This window comes from Microtetraspora sp. NBRC 13810, from assembly GCF_030268685.1.
Lineage (GTDB): Bacteria > Actinomycetota > Actinomycetes > Streptosporangiales > Streptosporangiaceae > BSRQ01.
This window is the reverse complement of sequence record NZ_BSRQ01000004.1, coordinates 354,985-369,452: the sequence shown is the minus strand read 5'-3', so window position 1 is coordinate 369,452 and position 14,468 is coordinate 354,985. Positions and strand designations below refer to the sequence as shown.

General features: G+C 73.1%; 14 protein-coding genes. 2 read left to right on the top strand and 12 right to left on the bottom strand.

Going from position 1 to position 14,468, the window contains the following annotated elements; genetic code table 11:
* Position 1: 1 nt before the first annotated feature.
* The 4 genes from QSK26_RS11320 to QSK26_RS11305 are packed head-to-tail and all read right to left on the bottom strand — an operon-like array spanning position 2 to position 3,392.
* On the bottom strand, positions 2-1,036 hold the full coding sequence (locus QSK26_RS11320; RefSeq protein ID WP_285775002.1) for a branched-chain amino acid ABC transporter permease: 1,035 nt from the start codon (positions 1,034-1,036) through the stop codon (positions 2-4).
* Positions 1,033-1,914 (bottom strand): branched-chain amino acid ABC transporter permease, encoded by an 882-nt coding sequence (locus QSK26_RS11315; RefSeq protein ID WP_285775001.1) that lies wholly within the window; start codon positions 1,912-1,914, stop codon positions 1,033-1,035. The genes QSK26_RS11320 and QSK26_RS11315 overlap by 4 nt, the downstream gene beginning before the upstream one ends.
* 3 nt (positions 1,915-1,917) lie before the next feature.
* Complete coding sequence (locus tag QSK26_RS11310) at positions 1,918-2,637, bottom strand: ABC transporter ATP-binding protein (protein ID WP_285775000.1); 720 nt, start codon at positions 2,635-2,637, stop codon at positions 1,918-1,920.
* On the bottom strand, positions 2,634-3,392 hold the full coding sequence (locus QSK26_RS11305; protein ID WP_285774999.1) for an ABC transporter ATP-binding protein: 759 nt from the start codon (positions 3,390-3,392) through the stop codon (positions 2,634-2,636). Before QSK26_RS11305 ends, QSK26_RS11310 begins: the two co-directional genes overlap by 4 nt.
* 192 nt (positions 3,393-3,584) lie before the next feature.
* Between QSK26_RS11305 and QSK26_RS11300 the strand changes: the two genes are divergently transcribed.
* Positions 3,585-4,982, top strand: a complete 1,398-nt coding sequence (locus tag QSK26_RS11300) for a PucR family transcriptional regulator (protein WP_285774998.1) — start codon at positions 3,585-3,587, stop codon at positions 4,980-4,982.
* Positions 4,969-6,471 carry a long-chain-fatty-acid--CoA ligase gene (locus QSK26_RS11295; RefSeq protein ID WP_285774997.1) on the top strand — a complete coding sequence of 501 codons (1,503 nt, stop codon included), beginning with the start codon at positions 4,969-4,971 and terminating at the stop codon, positions 6,469-6,471. Before QSK26_RS11300 ends, QSK26_RS11295 begins: the two co-directional genes overlap by 14 nt.
* On the opposite strand, the gene QSK26_RS11290 is transcribed toward QSK26_RS11295, so the two are convergent.
* The 8 genes from QSK26_RS11290 to QSK26_RS11255 form a co-directional block, all read right to left on the bottom strand.
* Positions 6,472-7,797: an alkaline phosphatase family protein gene (locus tag QSK26_RS11290; RefSeq protein WP_285774996.1), complete on the bottom strand. Its 1,326-nt coding sequence runs from the start codon at positions 7,795-7,797 to the stop codon at positions 6,472-6,474.
* Positions 7,797-8,903 carry a metabolite traffic protein EboE gene (eboE, locus tag QSK26_RS11285; protein WP_285774995.1) on the bottom strand — a complete coding sequence of 369 codons (1,107 nt, stop codon included), beginning with the start codon at positions 8,901-8,903 and terminating at the stop codon, positions 7,797-7,799. Before eboE ends, QSK26_RS11290 begins: the two co-directional genes overlap by 1 nt.
* Before the next feature lie 3 nt (positions 8,904-8,906).
* Positions 8,907-9,749 carry a TatD family hydrolase gene (locus QSK26_RS11280; protein ID WP_285774994.1) on the bottom strand — a complete coding sequence of 281 codons (843 nt, stop codon included), beginning with the start codon at positions 9,747-9,749 and terminating at the stop codon, positions 8,907-8,909.
* Positions 9,749-10,237, bottom strand: a complete 489-nt coding sequence (locus tag QSK26_RS11275; protein ID WP_285774993.1) for an EboA domain-containing protein — start codon at positions 10,235-10,237, stop codon at positions 9,749-9,751. Before QSK26_RS11275 ends, QSK26_RS11280 begins: the two co-directional genes overlap by 1 nt.
* Positions 10,188-11,048 carry a sugar phosphate isomerase/epimerase family protein gene (locus QSK26_RS11270; RefSeq protein ID WP_285774992.1) on the bottom strand — a complete coding sequence of 287 codons (861 nt, stop codon included), beginning with the start codon at positions 11,046-11,048 and terminating at the stop codon, positions 10,188-10,190. Before QSK26_RS11270 ends, QSK26_RS11275 begins: the two co-directional genes overlap by 50 nt.
* On the bottom strand, positions 11,045-11,983 hold the full coding sequence (locus QSK26_RS11265) for an SCO3242 family prenyltransferase (protein ID WP_285774991.1): 939 nt from the start codon (positions 11,981-11,983) through the stop codon (positions 11,045-11,047). Before QSK26_RS11265 ends, QSK26_RS11270 begins: the two co-directional genes overlap by 4 nt.
* Complete coding sequence (locus QSK26_RS11260; RefSeq protein ID WP_285774990.1) at positions 11,980-13,086, bottom strand: inositol-3-phosphate synthase; 1,107 nt, start codon at positions 13,084-13,086, stop codon at positions 11,980-11,982. Before QSK26_RS11260 ends, QSK26_RS11265 begins: the two co-directional genes overlap by 4 nt.
* Positions 13,087-13,196: 110 nt before the next feature.
* Positions 13,197-14,357, bottom strand: coding sequence for an ROK family protein (locus tag QSK26_RS11255; RefSeq protein ID WP_285774989.1), 1,161 nt, complete (start codon positions 14,355-14,357; stop codon positions 13,197-13,199).
* Between the last annotated feature and the right edge of the window lie 111 nt (positions 14,358-14,468).

Sequence of the window (14,468 nt, the reverse complement as noted above, 5' to 3'; positions counted from 1 at the left end):
CTTACTCCTTCCGGAGGATCTTCTGGATCGAGCGCGTCACACGTCCCGCCAGGCCGGCGAGACCGGTCGGGGCGACGTACATCACGGCGATGATCAGCAGGCCGAAGATGACGCCGGGCGCCGCGTCGTTGACGTCCTGGGCGATGCCCGGCACGAACATCACGAACAGCCCGCCGAGGATCGGCCCGGAGAACGACCCCAGGCCGCCGACGACGAGGCCCGCCAGGAGCGTGATGGACAGCGTGACGACGAAGGAGTCCGGCGAGACGAAGCCGATGACCCATGTGTAGACGCAGCCCGCCGCGCCCGCGAACATCGCGCTCCAGGCGAAGGCGAGCGTCTTGTAGAACGACAGCCGCACGCCCATGACCTCGGCCGCCGCCTCGTTGTCCCGGATCGCGTGCAGCGCCCGGCCGACCCGCGAGCGCAGCAGGCTGTGCGCCAGCAGGAAGGCGGCGACGGCCACGGCCAGCGCCAGGAAGTACAGCCACTGGTCCTCGGCGAGCCCCGTCCAGGCGGGCGGCGCCGGCTTGGCCAGGGTCAGCCCCATGGAACCCCCGGTCAGCGGCTCGAACCGCTTGAGCAGCGGGACCAGGAAGATCGCGATGGCCAGGGTGACGAGGGCCAGGTAGAGGCCGCGCAGCCGCATGGCGGGCAGGCCGAGCGCCAGGCCGAGCACGAACGCCACCGCGGCGGCGACCGGCAGCGTCAGCGGGTACGGCAACTCGACCCGCTGGAGCAGGATCGCGGCCGTGTAGGCGCCGACGGCGAAGAAGGCGCCGTGGCCGAGGGAGATCTGCCCGGCGTGGCCGACCAGCAGGTTCAGCCCGAGCAGCGCCACCGCGTAGACCAGCACCATGCTGAGCTGGAAGACGTGGAAGGGCACGAGCTGGAACGGCGCGTAGCAGGCCGCCGCGAGCAGCAGCGCGGCCACGATCCACCGCCACCGCACGGTGGCGGCCCGCCCCGGCGCCCGCCCCCGGCCGGGCGTCTCCGCTGACGCGGCCTTGGAGGTCACTTCGGTCGAGCCGCTCATGCCCGCTCCACCACCGCTCGGCCGAACAGCCCCTGGGGCCGCAGCAGCAGGACGCCGAGGATGATGACCAGCGGCACCCCCACCTTCAGGTCGGACCCGACGAACCCGACGTACGCGCCGGCCAGCGTCTCGGCGACGCCGACGATCAGGCCGCCGGCCACGGCGCCGACCGGGCTGTCGAACCCGCCGAGGGTCGCCGCGGCGAAGGCGTAGATGAGGACGCCGCCCATCATGTTGGGTTCGAGGAAGAGCAGCGGGGCCACCAGGATCCCGGACACGGCGCCGACGGTCGCGGCGAGCCCCCAGCCGAGCGCGAGCGTCCAGCCCACCCGGATGCCGACGAGCCGGGCGGACTCGGGGTTGGCCGCCACCGCGCGCATCCCGAGGCCGATCCTGGTGTGCTGGAAGAGCAGGTACAGCAGGCCCATGACCAGGCCGACCACGGCGAGGATGCCCAGCGTGGAGTACCCGACGTGCAGGCCGCCCGCCTCGAAGGCGCCCGCGGGGAACGGGTTGGGGAAGTCCTTGATGAGGAACGTCCAGATCCAGCCGGCGGCGGCGTTGACGAAGATGAACAGTCCCACGGTGACGATGACCACGGTGAGCTCGGGGGCGCCCTCCACCGGCCGGATGACGACCCGCTCGATGAGCATGCCGCCCACGAAGGACAGCGCCAGCGTGAGCACCAGGGCCAGCCAGAACGGCACGCCGGCGGCCGTGAACTGCCAGGCGATGTAGGTGGCGAACATCGCCATCTCGCCCTGGGCGAAGTTGACGATCCCGGTGAACCGGTAGATCAGCACCAGGGCCAGGGCGAGGCTGGCGTAGATCGCCCCCGCGCCGAGCCCCTCGACGATCTGCTGCAGGAAGCCGACCATGCTCTAGACCCGGTATCCGAGGTAGGACTGGGCGACCTGCTCGTCGGCCCGGATCTGCTCGGCCGTGCCCGACAGCACGATCCTGCCGGTTTCCAGGACATGTGCCTGCTGGGCGATGCCCAGGGCGATGTGAGCGTTCTGCTCGACGACGACCACGGTGGTCCGCTCCTCTTCGTTGATGGCCCGCACGATGCGGAAGAGCTCCTGGGTGACCAGCGGGGCGAGCCCGAGGGACGGCTCGTCCAGCAGGAGCAGCCGCGGGCGCAGCATCAGCGCCCGGCCGATGGCCAGCATCTGCTGCTCGCCGCCGCTGAGGCTGCCGGCCGCCTGCTTCAGCCGTTTCCTCAGCACCGGGAAGTAGGTGTATATGCGCTCCAGGTCGGCGTTGATCTCGGCCCGCGACCGCCGGATGAAAGCGCCCAGGCGCAGGTTCTCCTCGACGCTCAGCGGGACGAACGTGCCGCGGCCCTCCGGGACGTGCGCCACGCCCAGCCGGGCCAGCGCGTCCGGCGGCCTGCCGGCCAGGTCGGTCCCGTCGAGCCGGATGCCGCCGCGCACCCTGACCATGCCGGACAGCGCCCGCAGCAGTGTCGTCTTGCCCGCGCCGTTGGGGCCGAGGATCGCGCAGATCTCGCCCTGCGGCACCGCCAGGCCCACGCCGTGCAGCACCCGGGCGTCGCCGTATCCGGCGCGCAGGTCGGTGACCTCCAGGAAGGCGCTCATGCGGATGTCCCCAGGTAGGCGGCGATGACGCCGGGATCGCGCTGGACCTCCGCCGGCGGCCCTTCGGCGATCTTGCGGCCGAAGTCGAGGCACACGATCCGCTCGCAGATCCCCATGACGAAGCCCATGTGGTGCTCGACGACGACCACCGTCACGTCGAACTCGTCCCTGATCGCGCGCAGGGTGCCGGCGAACTCCTCGACCTCCGCGGAGTTGAGCCCGTTGACCGGCTCGTCCAGCAGCAGCAGTTTGGGCCGCCCGACCAGCGCCCGGGCGAGCTCGACCCGTTTCAGCGTGCCGAACGGCAGGCCCGCCGCCAGGTGGCCGGCGACCTCGGCCAGCCCCAGCCGCTCCAGCACCCGGTCCGCCTCCGCGCGCAGCCGCCTCTCCTCGGCGCGCACCCGGGGCAGTCCCAGCCCGGCCCTGAGGAAACCGGCCTCGCCCCGGTGGTGCGCGCCGACGAGCACGTTGTCCCGCACCGACATGCGCGGGAACAGGCCGAGGTTCTGGAAGGTGCGCGCGATGCCGAGCGCCGCGATCGCGTGCGGCGGTACGGCCAGCAGGTTCCCGCCCTCGTACCGGACCGTTCCCCCGTCGGCGTCGTAGCGCCGGGTCAGGCAGTTGAACAGGGTGGTCTTGCCGGCGCCGTTCGGCCCGATGAGCCCGACCATCTCGCCGTGTTGCACGGAGAAGCCGACGCCGTCCAGCGCGGTGATCCCCCCGAAGCGAACGGTAAGCTCGTGTACCTCCAGCATCCGGCCTCCTGGGCGCAGCCGACGGAAGAACAATGTTCTGATGTTGTGGTCAGCGTAGGATCCGGCCGTAACCGACCGCATTGGGTGCGGTGACCCAACATGTGGCAGGGGTGTTGTCCGCCGGACACAGCATCTGTCTCGGACCGGTTACGAACCGTTGACCGGCACGCTACGAGCGTGGATCATCCCGGCATGTCCAGTGGCTTCAGCGCGGAAACGTTCACTGGTGCGGAGACGGTCCGTGCTGAACGGACGCGCATCCTGTCAGAGCTCCTCCACGACCTGAACCGCCTGGCCGACACGGCCGCCAGGACGATGCGGGCGGAGATCCCCGCCTACGCGGCCCAGGACGACACCTTTCACGCCGACGTGCGCGACCAGGTCGCCCGGCACTACCGCAGCAAACTGGCCGTCCTCCTCGAAGACCGCACGGTGACCCTGGACGACATCGCCTTCACCCGCCGCGCGGCCATGCGGCGGGCCAGGTCCGGGGTCGCCCTGGCCGACTACATCAACGCCTTCCGGGTCGGCCAGCAGGTCTTCTGGGAGTCGGTGGTCGAGCGGGCCGGCCGTACGTTCGCCGGGCACGAGGCCGCGCTCTCGCTGGCCACGCCGCTGATGCGCTACTGCGACTTCGCCAGCACGCACGCGGCCAACGCCTACATGGAGTTCCAGCAGTACGCCGCCGCCGAGGCGGTGCGCGAGAGCAGGGACCTGCTGGAGACCCTGCTGGCCGGCGGCGCGCCCACCCGCGGCCGGCAGCTCGCCGCCGCGCAGGCGCACGGCCTCGGGCCGGACACCCGCACGCCGCTGCTCGTGGTGGTCGCGGTCCTCGCGCCGCTGTTACCCGGGCCGCGCGGCGAGGCGGTGGCGGCCGGGCCGGACCGCGGCGCCGACGCGCGGCACGCGGCCTGCGCGGCGATCGCGCGGACCTGGGGGAACGGCACCAGGACGCTGTCCGTCGTACGCCAGTCGGAGATCGTGGCCATCCCCGCCCTCGGCCCCGGGGCCGCCGCCGGGGACCTGTGCGACCGGCTGGAGGCGACGCGGGAGAGCCTGCTCGGCGAGGGGATCGTGCTGGCGGTGGGGATCAGCACCGTGATCGCCGGGACCGCGCGCATCCCGCAGGCCTACCAGGAGGCCCGCACCGTGCTGGAGTTCCTGCCCGAGGACGGCGGGGTGGCGGCGCTGCCCCGGATCACCGCCTTCCAGTATCTCGCCCTGCGCGCCGACGACACCGCCCGGCACCTCGTCGACCCGCGGATCACCTCCATGCTCGCCGAGGACCGGGCACGCGGCGGCGTCCTCACCGCCACCATCAGGGCCTTCGCCGCGGCCGACCTCAACCTGCGGGACTGCGCGGAGCGGCTGCAGATCCACCCCAACACCGCGCAGTACCGGCTGCGCAGGATCCGCGAGCGCACCGGGCGCAGCCTGCGCAGGATCAACGACCTCCTCGAACTGCTCGTCGCGATCGCGCTGGTGGACTCGCTGCCTCCGGGCACCAATCCCGAGCGGAAAAGACTGGCCGCCGCGACCGATGAGAGCCGTGCGCGCCAGACGTACGGTCGGTTCCATGAACCTCGCTGACCGGCTGCGCGCCGCCGCGGAGCGGCTCGCCGGGAGAGCGGTCGTCACGCTGGACGAGGCCGAGATCACCTACGGCACCCTCGAACTGCTGAGCGCGCGCGTCGCGGGCCTGCTCCGGCAGCGCGGCATCGGCGCGGGCGACCGGGTGGCGGTCATGCTGCCGAACGTCCCGGAGTTCGCGGTCATCTACTACGGCATCCTGCGCATCGGCGCCGTGGTCGTCCCGCTCGACCCGCTGCTGCGCAGACGGGAGATCGCCGCGTACGTCGGAGACTGCGGGGCCCGGCTGCTGATCGCCTGGCACGCCTTCGCGGAGACGGCCGAGGCGGGTACGGCGGGCACCGGCGCCGACTGCTTCTTCGTGGTCCCCGAGGAGTTCCGCCGGCTGCTGCGCGGCGTGGCCGCCGAACACGACGTCGCGGCCACCGCGCCGGACGACACCGCCGTCATCCACTACACCTCCGGGACGACCGGCCGGGCCAAGGGCGTCGAGCTGACCCACGCCAACCTGGGCGGCAACGCCGCGACGGTCGCCCGGATGCACGCGCTCGGCGTGGACGACGTCGTCCTCGGCGCGCTGCCGCTCTACCACGCCTTCGGCCAGACCTGCTCGCTCAACGCCACCATCCACGCCGGCGCCCGCCTCACCCTGCTGCCGCGCTTCGAGGCGGGCCGGGCGCTGGAGGTGATCCGGCGCGACGGCGTCACGGTCTTCCAGGGCGTGCCCACGATGTACATCGCGCTGCTCGACCACCCCGGCGCCTCGGACATGTCGCTGCTGCGCGTCTGCACCTCCGGCGGCTCCGCCCTCCCGGTGGACGTGCTCCGCGCCTACGAGACCCGGTTCGGCTGCTCGATCGTCGAAGGGTACGGCCTGAGCGAGACGTCGCCGGTGGCCGCCACCAACCGTTCCGGCGAGGGCCGCAGGGCCGGGTCGATCGGCTGGCCGATCAAGGGCGTGGAGATGAAGGTGGTCGACGAGCGCGGCGAGGAGGTGCCGTGCGGCCACGTCGGGGAGATCGTCATCCGCGGCCCCAACGTGATGAAGGGCTACTGGAACAACCCCGCCGCCACCGCCGAGGCCCTCAGGGACGGCTGGTTCCACACCGGCGACCTCGGCAGGGTGGACGGCGACGGCTTCTTCTTCCTGGTCGGCCGCCGCCGTGACGTGATCATCCGAGGCGGCTACACGGTGTACCCGCGGGAGGTGGAGGAGGTGCTGTACGAGCATCCCGCCGTACGGCACGCGGTGGTCATGGGGGTGCCGCACCCGGAACTGGGCGAGGAGATCGCCGCCGTGGTGGTGCCGCGCTCCCCGGTGGAGCCGGAGGAACTGCGCGACTTCACCCGGCAGCGGGTGGCCGCGTACAAGTATCCGCGGCACATCTCCTTCGCCGACGAGCTGCCGATAAGCCCCACCGGGAAGATCCTCAAGCGGACGATCGGCTCACCGCAGGACACGGTGGCCCCGCACCCGCGCAGGAGGTGATCATTCGGTCAGCAGGCCGACGAGCAGGCCCTTCACCTCCGTGGCGTCGTAGGCGGCGCGGTCGAAGGGGCCCAGCAGCACCGGGCCGTCGGCGGCGGCGTCGGGCAGCCGGCCGTGGCTGCCGCGCACCGGGGCGGGGTCGAGCGGCACCACCGGCATCGTGTAGCGGAAGCCGAGCGCCTTCCTGGCCAGCGCGTACCCGGCGCGGGCCTTGACCAGGGGATCGGCGGGGTTCATGAACAGCTCGGCCGGGTCGTAGCCGGGCTTGCGGTGGATGTCCACCAGCCGGGCGAAGTCGGGCGCGCGGTCGTCGGAGAGCCAGTAGTAGTACGTGAACCAGGCGTCCGGCTCGGCCACCGCGACCAGGTCGCCGGCCCGCTCGTGGTCCAGGCCGTACTTCGCCTTCCCCGCCTGGTCGAGGAGCTCGTCCACGCCGGGCAGCTCGCGGATCACGTCCCGGGCGCGGTCGAGGTCGGCGGGGTCGCGCACGTACACGTGGGCCACCTGGTGGTCGGCCACCGCGAACGCCCTGGACGCCCACGGGTCCAGGTACTCCATCCCGGCCTGGGTGTAGACCTCCAGCAGGCCGGCTCTGCGCAGGGCCCGGTTGACGTCGACCGGGCGGGAGGCCGCGGTGATGCCGTACTCGGACACCACCACGACCGTGGCGTCCTCCACCAGCAGCGGCGCCAGCACGGCGTCCACCTCCCTGGCGGCGGCGATCGCCTCCGGGCCGTCCGGACCGAACCGTTGCAGGTCGTAGTCGAGGTGCGGGACGTAGACCATGAGCAGGCCGGGGCGTTCCTCGCGCAGGATGTGCCGGGCGGCGGCGACGATCCACCGCGAGGAGGCGATCCCCGCGGTCGGCCCCCAGTAGTTGAACAGCGGGAACGGCCCGAGCTTCGCCTCCAGGGCGTCGTGCAGCGCGGGCGGCCGGGTGTAGCAGTCGGGCGACTTGCGGCCGTCGGCGTGGTAGATCGGGCGCGGCGTGACGAGCAGGTCGCTGGCCGCGCCCATCGCGTACCACCAGCAGACGTTGGCGGTGCGCAGCCCCGGCACGGCGTCCCACAGCTGGCCGCCCTGGACGAGCGCGTTGTGCTGGCGCCACAGGAGCACCTCGCCGAGGTCCCTGAAGTACCAGCCGTTGCCGACGATCCCGTGCTCGCGCGGCATCGTGCCGGTCAGCAGGGTGGCCTGCATCGAGCAGGTCACCGCGGGCAGCACCGGCCGCAGCGAGGCGGCGGCGCCGACCCGCGCCACGTTCGGCATGTGCGCCAGCAGGCGGGGGGTCAGGCCGACCACGTTGATCACGACGAGCGGCGCCATCACAGCTCCTTCAGTCCGAGGGCGGCCAGCTCCCGCCGCGTCCAGTCGAGTTCGGCGGCGATGCCCTCGGCGAGGTCGGGGGCGCCGCCCGGCAGCACGCTCCAGGTGTAGGTCTCCACCTCGACGTGCCGGGTGGCCGGCGTCCGGCCGCCGAACAGCGTGCCGAGCAGTTCTCGCAGGTAGGGGGAGGTGGTGGTGAGCGGCGGCGGCGGCGTGGCGTGCAACGGCATGTGGAAGTGCACCCGCCAGTCCTCGTCCGCGGGCAGGCCGCCGGCGAGAGCCTCGTCCAGGTCGTCCACCGATCCCGACGCCGAACGGGCCTGGTGCAGGAAGCGCGGCTCGGCGAAGGCCGACAGCGCCGCCTGCGAACCGGCCGGCGCCTCCAGCGCGCACGACGCCTGGAGCTTCACGATCGGCAGGTCGAGCTCGATCCGGGCCCGTTCGAAGCCCACCGCGAGATGGCAGGCGTCCAGGCAGACGCCGACGAAGTCGCGGTCCACGCCGCGCAGGTGGTGGGCGGCCTGCGCGGTGGTCTCCACGATGCAGCCCGGTTCCGGCTCCAGGGCGAGCCTGACCACCTTGCCGGTGCGCTCGGCCAGCGCGCGCAGGCCGAGCGCCGCCTGGTCGAGCATGCCCGCCACGACCGCCGCCTTCCCCGGCGTCCAGCCGGTACGCCAGGCCAGCGGCAGCGAGGAGATCGTGCCCTCGTCGATGTCGTCCGGCAGCAGCGCGGCGAGGATCTCGGCGAGGTCGAGGGTGTACCGGAGCCGGTCGGCGCACGCCCAGTCCGGACTGTAGACCCGATATTTCACGACTTCTTGGTGGAATCCGCGATACGGGAAGCCGTTGAGCGTCACCACCTCCAGCCCGAGATCGTCCAGCAGCGAGCGCAGCCGTACCAGCTCGGCGTGGTCGTCGAGCAGGGCGCGGGCCGCGTCGTGCGGCAGCCACAGGCCGACCCCGAGGCGGTCGGCGGAGAGCAGGCCGCGCACCCGGGCGGCGAAGCCGGAGAGCTGGCCGCGGATGCCGGGCAGGTCCTCGGCGGGGTGCACGTTGGTGCAGTAGGCGAGGTGGACGATCGAGCCGTCGGGATGGCGCAGCCGCATCGGTCAGCCCCGCCTGATCGTGTTGCCCGCGTACTCCGCCCCGGCGGAGACCTCGCCGAGGTCCAGCCGCCCGCTCTGGCCGTAGAAGCCGATCGGGTTGTGCCAGAGCACCCGGTCCACGTCATCGGCGGTGAACCCGGACGCCAGCATCGCGTCGGCGACCTGGCGGGTCTTCAACGGGTCGCTGCGTCCCCAGTCGGCCGCCGAGTTCACCAGCATCCTCTCCGTGCCGTACTCCTTCAGGATCGCCACCATCCGGTCCGGGTCCATCTTCGTGTCGGGATAGATGGAGAACCCCATCCAGCAGCCGGACTCCGCGACCATGCCGACGGTCAGCTCGTTCAGATGGTCCACCAGCACCCGCTCCGGCCGGGTGCCGCAGGCGCGCACGACGTCCAGCGTGCGCCGGGTGCCCGCGGTCTTGTCCCGGTGCGGCGTGTGCACCAGGACCGGCAGGTCGGCGTCGGCGGCCAGGGCGAGCTGCGCCTCGAAGACCCGCTCCTCCTCCGGCGTCATCGAGTCGTAGCCCACCTCACCGACCGCGACGACCGAGTCCTTGAGCAGGTAACGCGGCAGCTCGGTGAGTACGTCCGCGCAGCGCGGGTCGTTGGCCTCCTTGGGGTTGAGCGCCAGCGCGCAGTGGTGCCGGATCCCGTACTGCGCCGCCCGGTAGGGCTCCCAGCCGAGCAGCGAGTCGAAGTAGTCGAGGAAACTGCCCACACCGGTGCGCGGCTGGCCCAGCCAGAAGGCGGGCTCCACCACCGCCCGCACGCCCGCGGCGTACATCCGCTCGTAGTCGTCGGTCGTGCGGGACGTCATGTGGATATGGGGGTCGAAGATGCGCATCAGAGCCTCTCCAGCACGTCTTGGGGGACCTCACGGCCCGCCGCCCGCCGCTCGGCGGCGTGGTCGGCGAGCATCCTGGCGAGTTCGGCGTCGAACCGGCGGTCGAGCCCGTCCACCGACGCGAGCGGGATCGACATGAACACGCACTTGAGCACGCCGTGGCGGAAGGCGTGGTCGTCCAGCCAGCGCGACCCGTAGGGACCGAGCGCCGCCGCGACCAGCCGGGCGTCGTTGGTCCGCAGCGCGTCCTCGACCAGGGGCAGCGCGGCCGGGCCCAGGTCGAGACCGGGCAGCGCGCGCAGGATCGCCAGCCGCTCGCCCGCGTCGCCGTCGCGGTAGAGGGCCGCCACCGCCCCGGCGTCCACCAGTGCCAGCAGCGCGGCCCTGGCGTCCGGGCCGCCCAGCCGTTCCGCCCGGGGGAACAGCCGGTGCACCGCCTCAGGATCCTCCCTCACCTGCCTCAGGGCCTGCGCGGTCCACTCGTTCATATGCCCTCCTCAAGAAGTCGATCGACCGGCGGGCGACATCCGGGGCCGCGTGGCCGTGCCGAGCCAGCTCGACCGCCACCTGCCCCCGGAAACCGCCGAGCGCGGCGAGCGCGGGCGGGAAGTCGATCTCGCCCTCGCCGAACTCCAGGTGCTCGTGCACGCCCCTGCGCATGTCCTCGATCTGCACGTGCACCAGGTACGGCAGCGCCCGCCGTACGCACTCGGGCACGTCGTACGGCTCGACGCACCGGCAGTGGCCGATGTCCAGGGTGAGCCCGAGCGCCGCGGGGCCGCCGAGCATGCCGCGCAGCCGCTCGTACCCGGCCAGGTCGGCCACCAGCATCCCCGGCTCGGGTTCGAAGCCGAGCACGACCCCGGCCCGCCCGGCCTCCTCGACCAGCCGCGCGCAGCCGCGGGCCAGCCGGTCCCAGCCCTCCTCGGGCGTCACCCCGGCGGGGAGCGCCCCGCTCCACAGGTGCACCACCGGGGCGCCGAGGTCGGCGGCGATCCGCATCGACCTGACCAGGTAGTCGATCCTGCGTTCCGCGCCGTCGCTCAGCAGCGTGGGGTGGTGCTTGCGCAGGGGGTCCAGGGTGTAGCGCCCGCCGGTCTCGACGACGGCGTTCATGCCCAGCTCGCCGAGCAGCTTGCCGGTCGCCCGGACCTCGCCGGCCAGCCCGGGGGCGTACGGGTCGAGATGGCCGTGGTCCAGGGTGATCGCCGCCCCGGTGTAGCCCAGGTCGGCGAGGACGGTCAGCGCCTCGGGCAGGCGATGCCCGGGGAAGCCGTTGGTGCAGTAGGACCAGTTCACGAGGTGGCCATCCGCTCCGAGAGGACGCGGCCCGCGGGGAGCAGGGCCAGCAGGGCGCCCGCCTGGGTGAGCCGCCCGCGCCCGGCGACCGTCGCCGCCTGGAGCGGGATGAGGCCGAGGATGGCCGTCCGCACCGCCAGCCGTACCCGCTCGGGCGACGGGTCGGCGCGTAACCCGGCCTGCGCCCGCGCCGACGCGGCGACGTACCCGGCCAGCAGCAGCGCCGCCACGGTCCGCCCCGGCGGCCACGGCCCTGCGGCCGTGGCGCCCTTGGCGGGCGGGCGGAGGAGCGCCGCCGTGCGGGCGCGCACGCCCCTGACCGGCGGACCGGACGCGGCGGCGGGGCGCAGGGCGCCGAGGGCGGTGAGGGCGGCGGCGCCGCCGGCGGCGGCGAGCGCGGCGGTGGCCGTGCCGGGCGTGGCCCCCTTGACCTCGGCGCGGCCGAGGACGCTGATCCCGTAGGTGTGCGCCCCGATCGCCAGCGCCGTCGGGACGGCGGCGCGCACCCGATCGCCCGCGCCGAGCAGCACGTCGAGGGTACGGCAGGCCGCCATCGACGCGGGTCCGGCCGCCGTGTGCTTGAGCCCCAGGTCGTAGGCCCACACGCAGCCCGCGAGCAGCCCGGCGAGGGCGAGACCGCGGCGTCCGCCGGAGACCGCGGCGGCGGTGAGCCCGGCGCCGGTCAGGGCCGCGGCCAGCCCGAGCGCGGTGCCGGGCCGGACCCGGCCCGACGGGATGGGCCGCTCCGGGCGCTCCACCGCGTCGATCTTCCGGTCCGACCAGTCGTTGAGCGCCATGCCCGCCCAGTACAGCAGCGTCGAGGCCACCGCGGCGCCGGGAGCGGCCGGCCGGCCCGCGGCGGCGGCGCCGGCCATCGTGTCCCCGGGCACCGAGACCGCGGCGGGCGCCCTGACGAGCTCCAGCAGCGCCCTCACGCCAGCTCCCCCGCGAAGGCGCGCAGCCGTTCGTACTGGGCGGCCAGCCCGTGTTCGGCCGAGCCGAGCGGATCCTTGAAGAAGTAGCCCAGCTCGGGGAGCACTCCGGACCTGCCTTTCTCGTGTGCCCTGGCGACCAGCCGGGCGAGGTCCAGCACCAGCGGCGCGGCGAGCGCGGAGTCGCACCCCTGCCAGGTGAACTGGAAGGTCATCCGCACGCCGAGGAAGCCGTCGAACGTGACGTGGTCCCAGGCCGTCTTCCACTCGCCGAGCTCGGGCACGTAGTCGATGTGCGTCTGGCCCTCGACGTCCTCGCCCAGCACCCCGGACACCGCGCGGTCCTTGGAGATCTGCTTGCTGGCCCTGGCGGCGGGGTCGGCGAGCGTGGCCCCGTCGCCGCCGCCGAGCAGGTTGAGCCCGGACCAGGACCGCACCTGCAGCGCCCGCCCGGCGAACATCGGCGCCAGCGCGCTCTTGACCAGCGTCTCGCCCGTCTTGCCGTCCCGCCCGGCGAACGGCACCCCCTCCCGGGCGGCCAGTTCGGCGAGCGCGGGCAGCGTCGGCCCGGTGGACGGGGTGAACTCGACGTAGCCGCACCCGGCGCGGAAGGCCGCGTACGCGTAGCGGGAGCTGGGCGGCAGCAGGTCCAGCCCCTCCGCCTCCAGCGCGGCCAGGTCCCCGAACGCGGGATGCGGTACGGCGGGCGGCTCGGTGGAGGACACGTTGACCACGACGACCCGGTCCAGCCCGTGCCGTTCGCGGAATCCGGTGAGGTCCTCGGTCAGGCGGGCGAGCGGGACGTCGCCCGGCCTGATCTCGGCGTCGGCGGCGTCGAGATCCCGGGCGAGCAGGGCGGGCAGCGCGACCGGCATCACCCCGGCCGCGCTCAGCCGCTCGGCCCGCTTGCGCAGCGAGGTCTCGGCGATGTCGTGGCCGCCGAACACCAGGTCGGCGATCCTGGGCAGCGTGCCGGGGAAGCCCGGGGTCTCGGTGACACAGCCCTGCGGCGGCGCCAGTCCGGCCCGGATGGCGGCCGCACCGGCGACGACCGTGGTCGCGACGGATCCGCGCGCGCCGATGAGCCAGACACCGACCGCAGCCATAGGCACCTCCGAACGTCCGTTGATATTCGGTGTATAAACCTGACTTTTGGTTGTGTAAAGGGGCTATTTCGTCGGTGCAGGTACGGATATATGGCGATGACCGGCAGAAGTCAGAACGTCACCGTCTGGTCGACCGCGTCGGGGGCGAGCACGTGCTCGATCACCATGACCGCGGCGCCGGTCACCCCCGCGCGGTCGGCCAGCGCGCTGGCCCGGATGTCGAGACGCTGGGTGGCCAGCGGCAGCGAGCGGCCGTAGATCACCTCACGGACCCCCGCGATCAGATGGTCGCCGGCCCCGGCCAGGTCTCCGCCGATCACGATCTGCGAGGGGTTGAAGAAGTTGACCATCGAGGCGAGCACCAGGCCGATGTCCCTGCCGCTCTGCCGGACGAGCCGGGTCGCCCAGGTGTTGCCGGCCCGGACCAGGCGCACGACGTCACGGCCGCCGGCCGCCTCGACGCCGCCCTCGCGGAGCCGGGCGGCCAGCGCGCGCCCGCCGGCGACCGCCTCCAGGCAGCCGGGGTTGCCGCAGTGGCACTGCACGTGGTCGGCGGCCGGCACCCTGATGTGGCCGATGTCGCCGGCCGCGCCGCGCGCGCCGCGGTGCAGGCGGCCCTTGGAGATGATGCCGCAGCCGATGCCGGTCCCGATCTTCACGAACACGAGATGCCTGGTGGCGGGACTGGCGGACCAGTGCTCGCCGAGGGCCATGATGTTCACGTCGTTGTCCACCAGCACCGGGGCGCCGATGCGCGAGCCCAGCCAGTCGGGCACCGGGAAGCCGTTCCACCCCGGCATGAGGGGCGGGTTCACCGGGCGGCCGGTCTCGTGCTCCACCGGGCCCGGCAGGCCGAGGCCGACCCCGCAGACGTCGGCCAGGCCGTGCCCGCACTCGGCGAGCAACTCGGTGAAGGTCTCCAGCAGCCAGCTCAGGCAGTGCTCGGGGCCGGAGTCGACCGCCAGATCGGCGGTGCGCTGGGTGAGGATCGTGCCGTGCAGGTCGGTGATCGCGAGCCGGGCGCGGCTGACGCCGAGGTCGGCGGCGAGCACGATCTTGGCCCGGGGATTGAAGGCGAAGGCGATCGGCGGCCTCCCCTTGGAGTGCACCACGTCCTCCGCGGGCAGGATCCAGCGGTGCAGCAGCAGGGCGTCGAGCCGCTGGGAGAGCGTGGACCTCGCCAGGCCGGTGAGCTCGATCAGCTCGGCCCGGGTCCGCGCCTGGCCGTCACGCAGAATAGACAGCAGCGTTCCGGCGGTGGCATGTGCCAACTCCGCCCCCTTCCGATGGTCATACCCCTGGCTTATGGCGTAGCTTACCTGCCTTTTGCTTGACCATCGTCATAAGCCGTTTTACTATCCCGAAATATGGAGGAAATTAGC

What these genes read in the sequence shown, in the direction of transcription:
- QSK26_RS11320 (WP_285775002.1), bottom strand. Translation starts at nt 1,036, where the DNA reads ATGAGCGGCTCGACCGAAGTGACCTCCAAGGCCGCGTCAGCGGAGACG.
- QSK26_RS11315 (WP_285775001.1), bottom strand. Translation starts at nt 1,914, where the DNA reads ATGGTCGGCTTCCTGCAGCAGATCGTCGAGGGGCTCGGCGCGGGGGCG.
- QSK26_RS11310 (WP_285775000.1), bottom strand. Translation starts at nt 2,637, where the DNA reads ATGAGCGCCTTCCTGGAGGTCACCGACCTGCGCGCCGGATACGGCGAC.
- QSK26_RS11305 (WP_285774999.1), bottom strand. Translation starts at nt 3,392, where the DNA reads ATGCTGGAGGTACACGAGCTTACCGTTCGCTTCGGGGGGATCACCGCG.
- QSK26_RS11300 (WP_285774998.1), top strand. Translation starts at nt 3,585, where the DNA reads ATGTCCAGTGGCTTCAGCGCGGAAACGTTCACTGGTGCGGAGACGGTC.
- QSK26_RS11295 (WP_285774997.1), top strand. Translation starts at nt 4,969, where the DNA reads ATGAACCTCGCTGACCGGCTGCGCGCCGCCGCGGAGCGGCTCGCCGGG.
- QSK26_RS11290 (WP_285774996.1), bottom strand. Translation starts at nt 7,797, where the DNA reads ATGGCGCCGCTCGTCGTGATCAACGTGGTCGGCCTGACCCCCCGCCTG.
- eboE (WP_285774995.1), bottom strand. Translation starts at nt 8,903, where the DNA reads ATGCGGCTGCGCCATCCCGACGGCTCGATCGTCCACCTCGCCTACTGC.
- QSK26_RS11280 (WP_285774994.1), bottom strand. Translation starts at nt 9,749, where the DNA reads ATGCGCATCTTCGACCCCCATATCCACATGACGTCCCGCACGACCGAC.
- QSK26_RS11275 (WP_285774993.1), bottom strand. Translation starts at nt 10,237, where the DNA reads ATGAACGAGTGGACCGCGCAGGCCCTGAGGCAGGTGAGGGAGGATCCT.
- QSK26_RS11260 (WP_285774990.1), bottom strand. Translation starts at nt 13,086, where the DNA reads ATGGCTGCGGTCGGTGTCTGGCTCATCGGCGCGCGCGGATCCGTCGCG.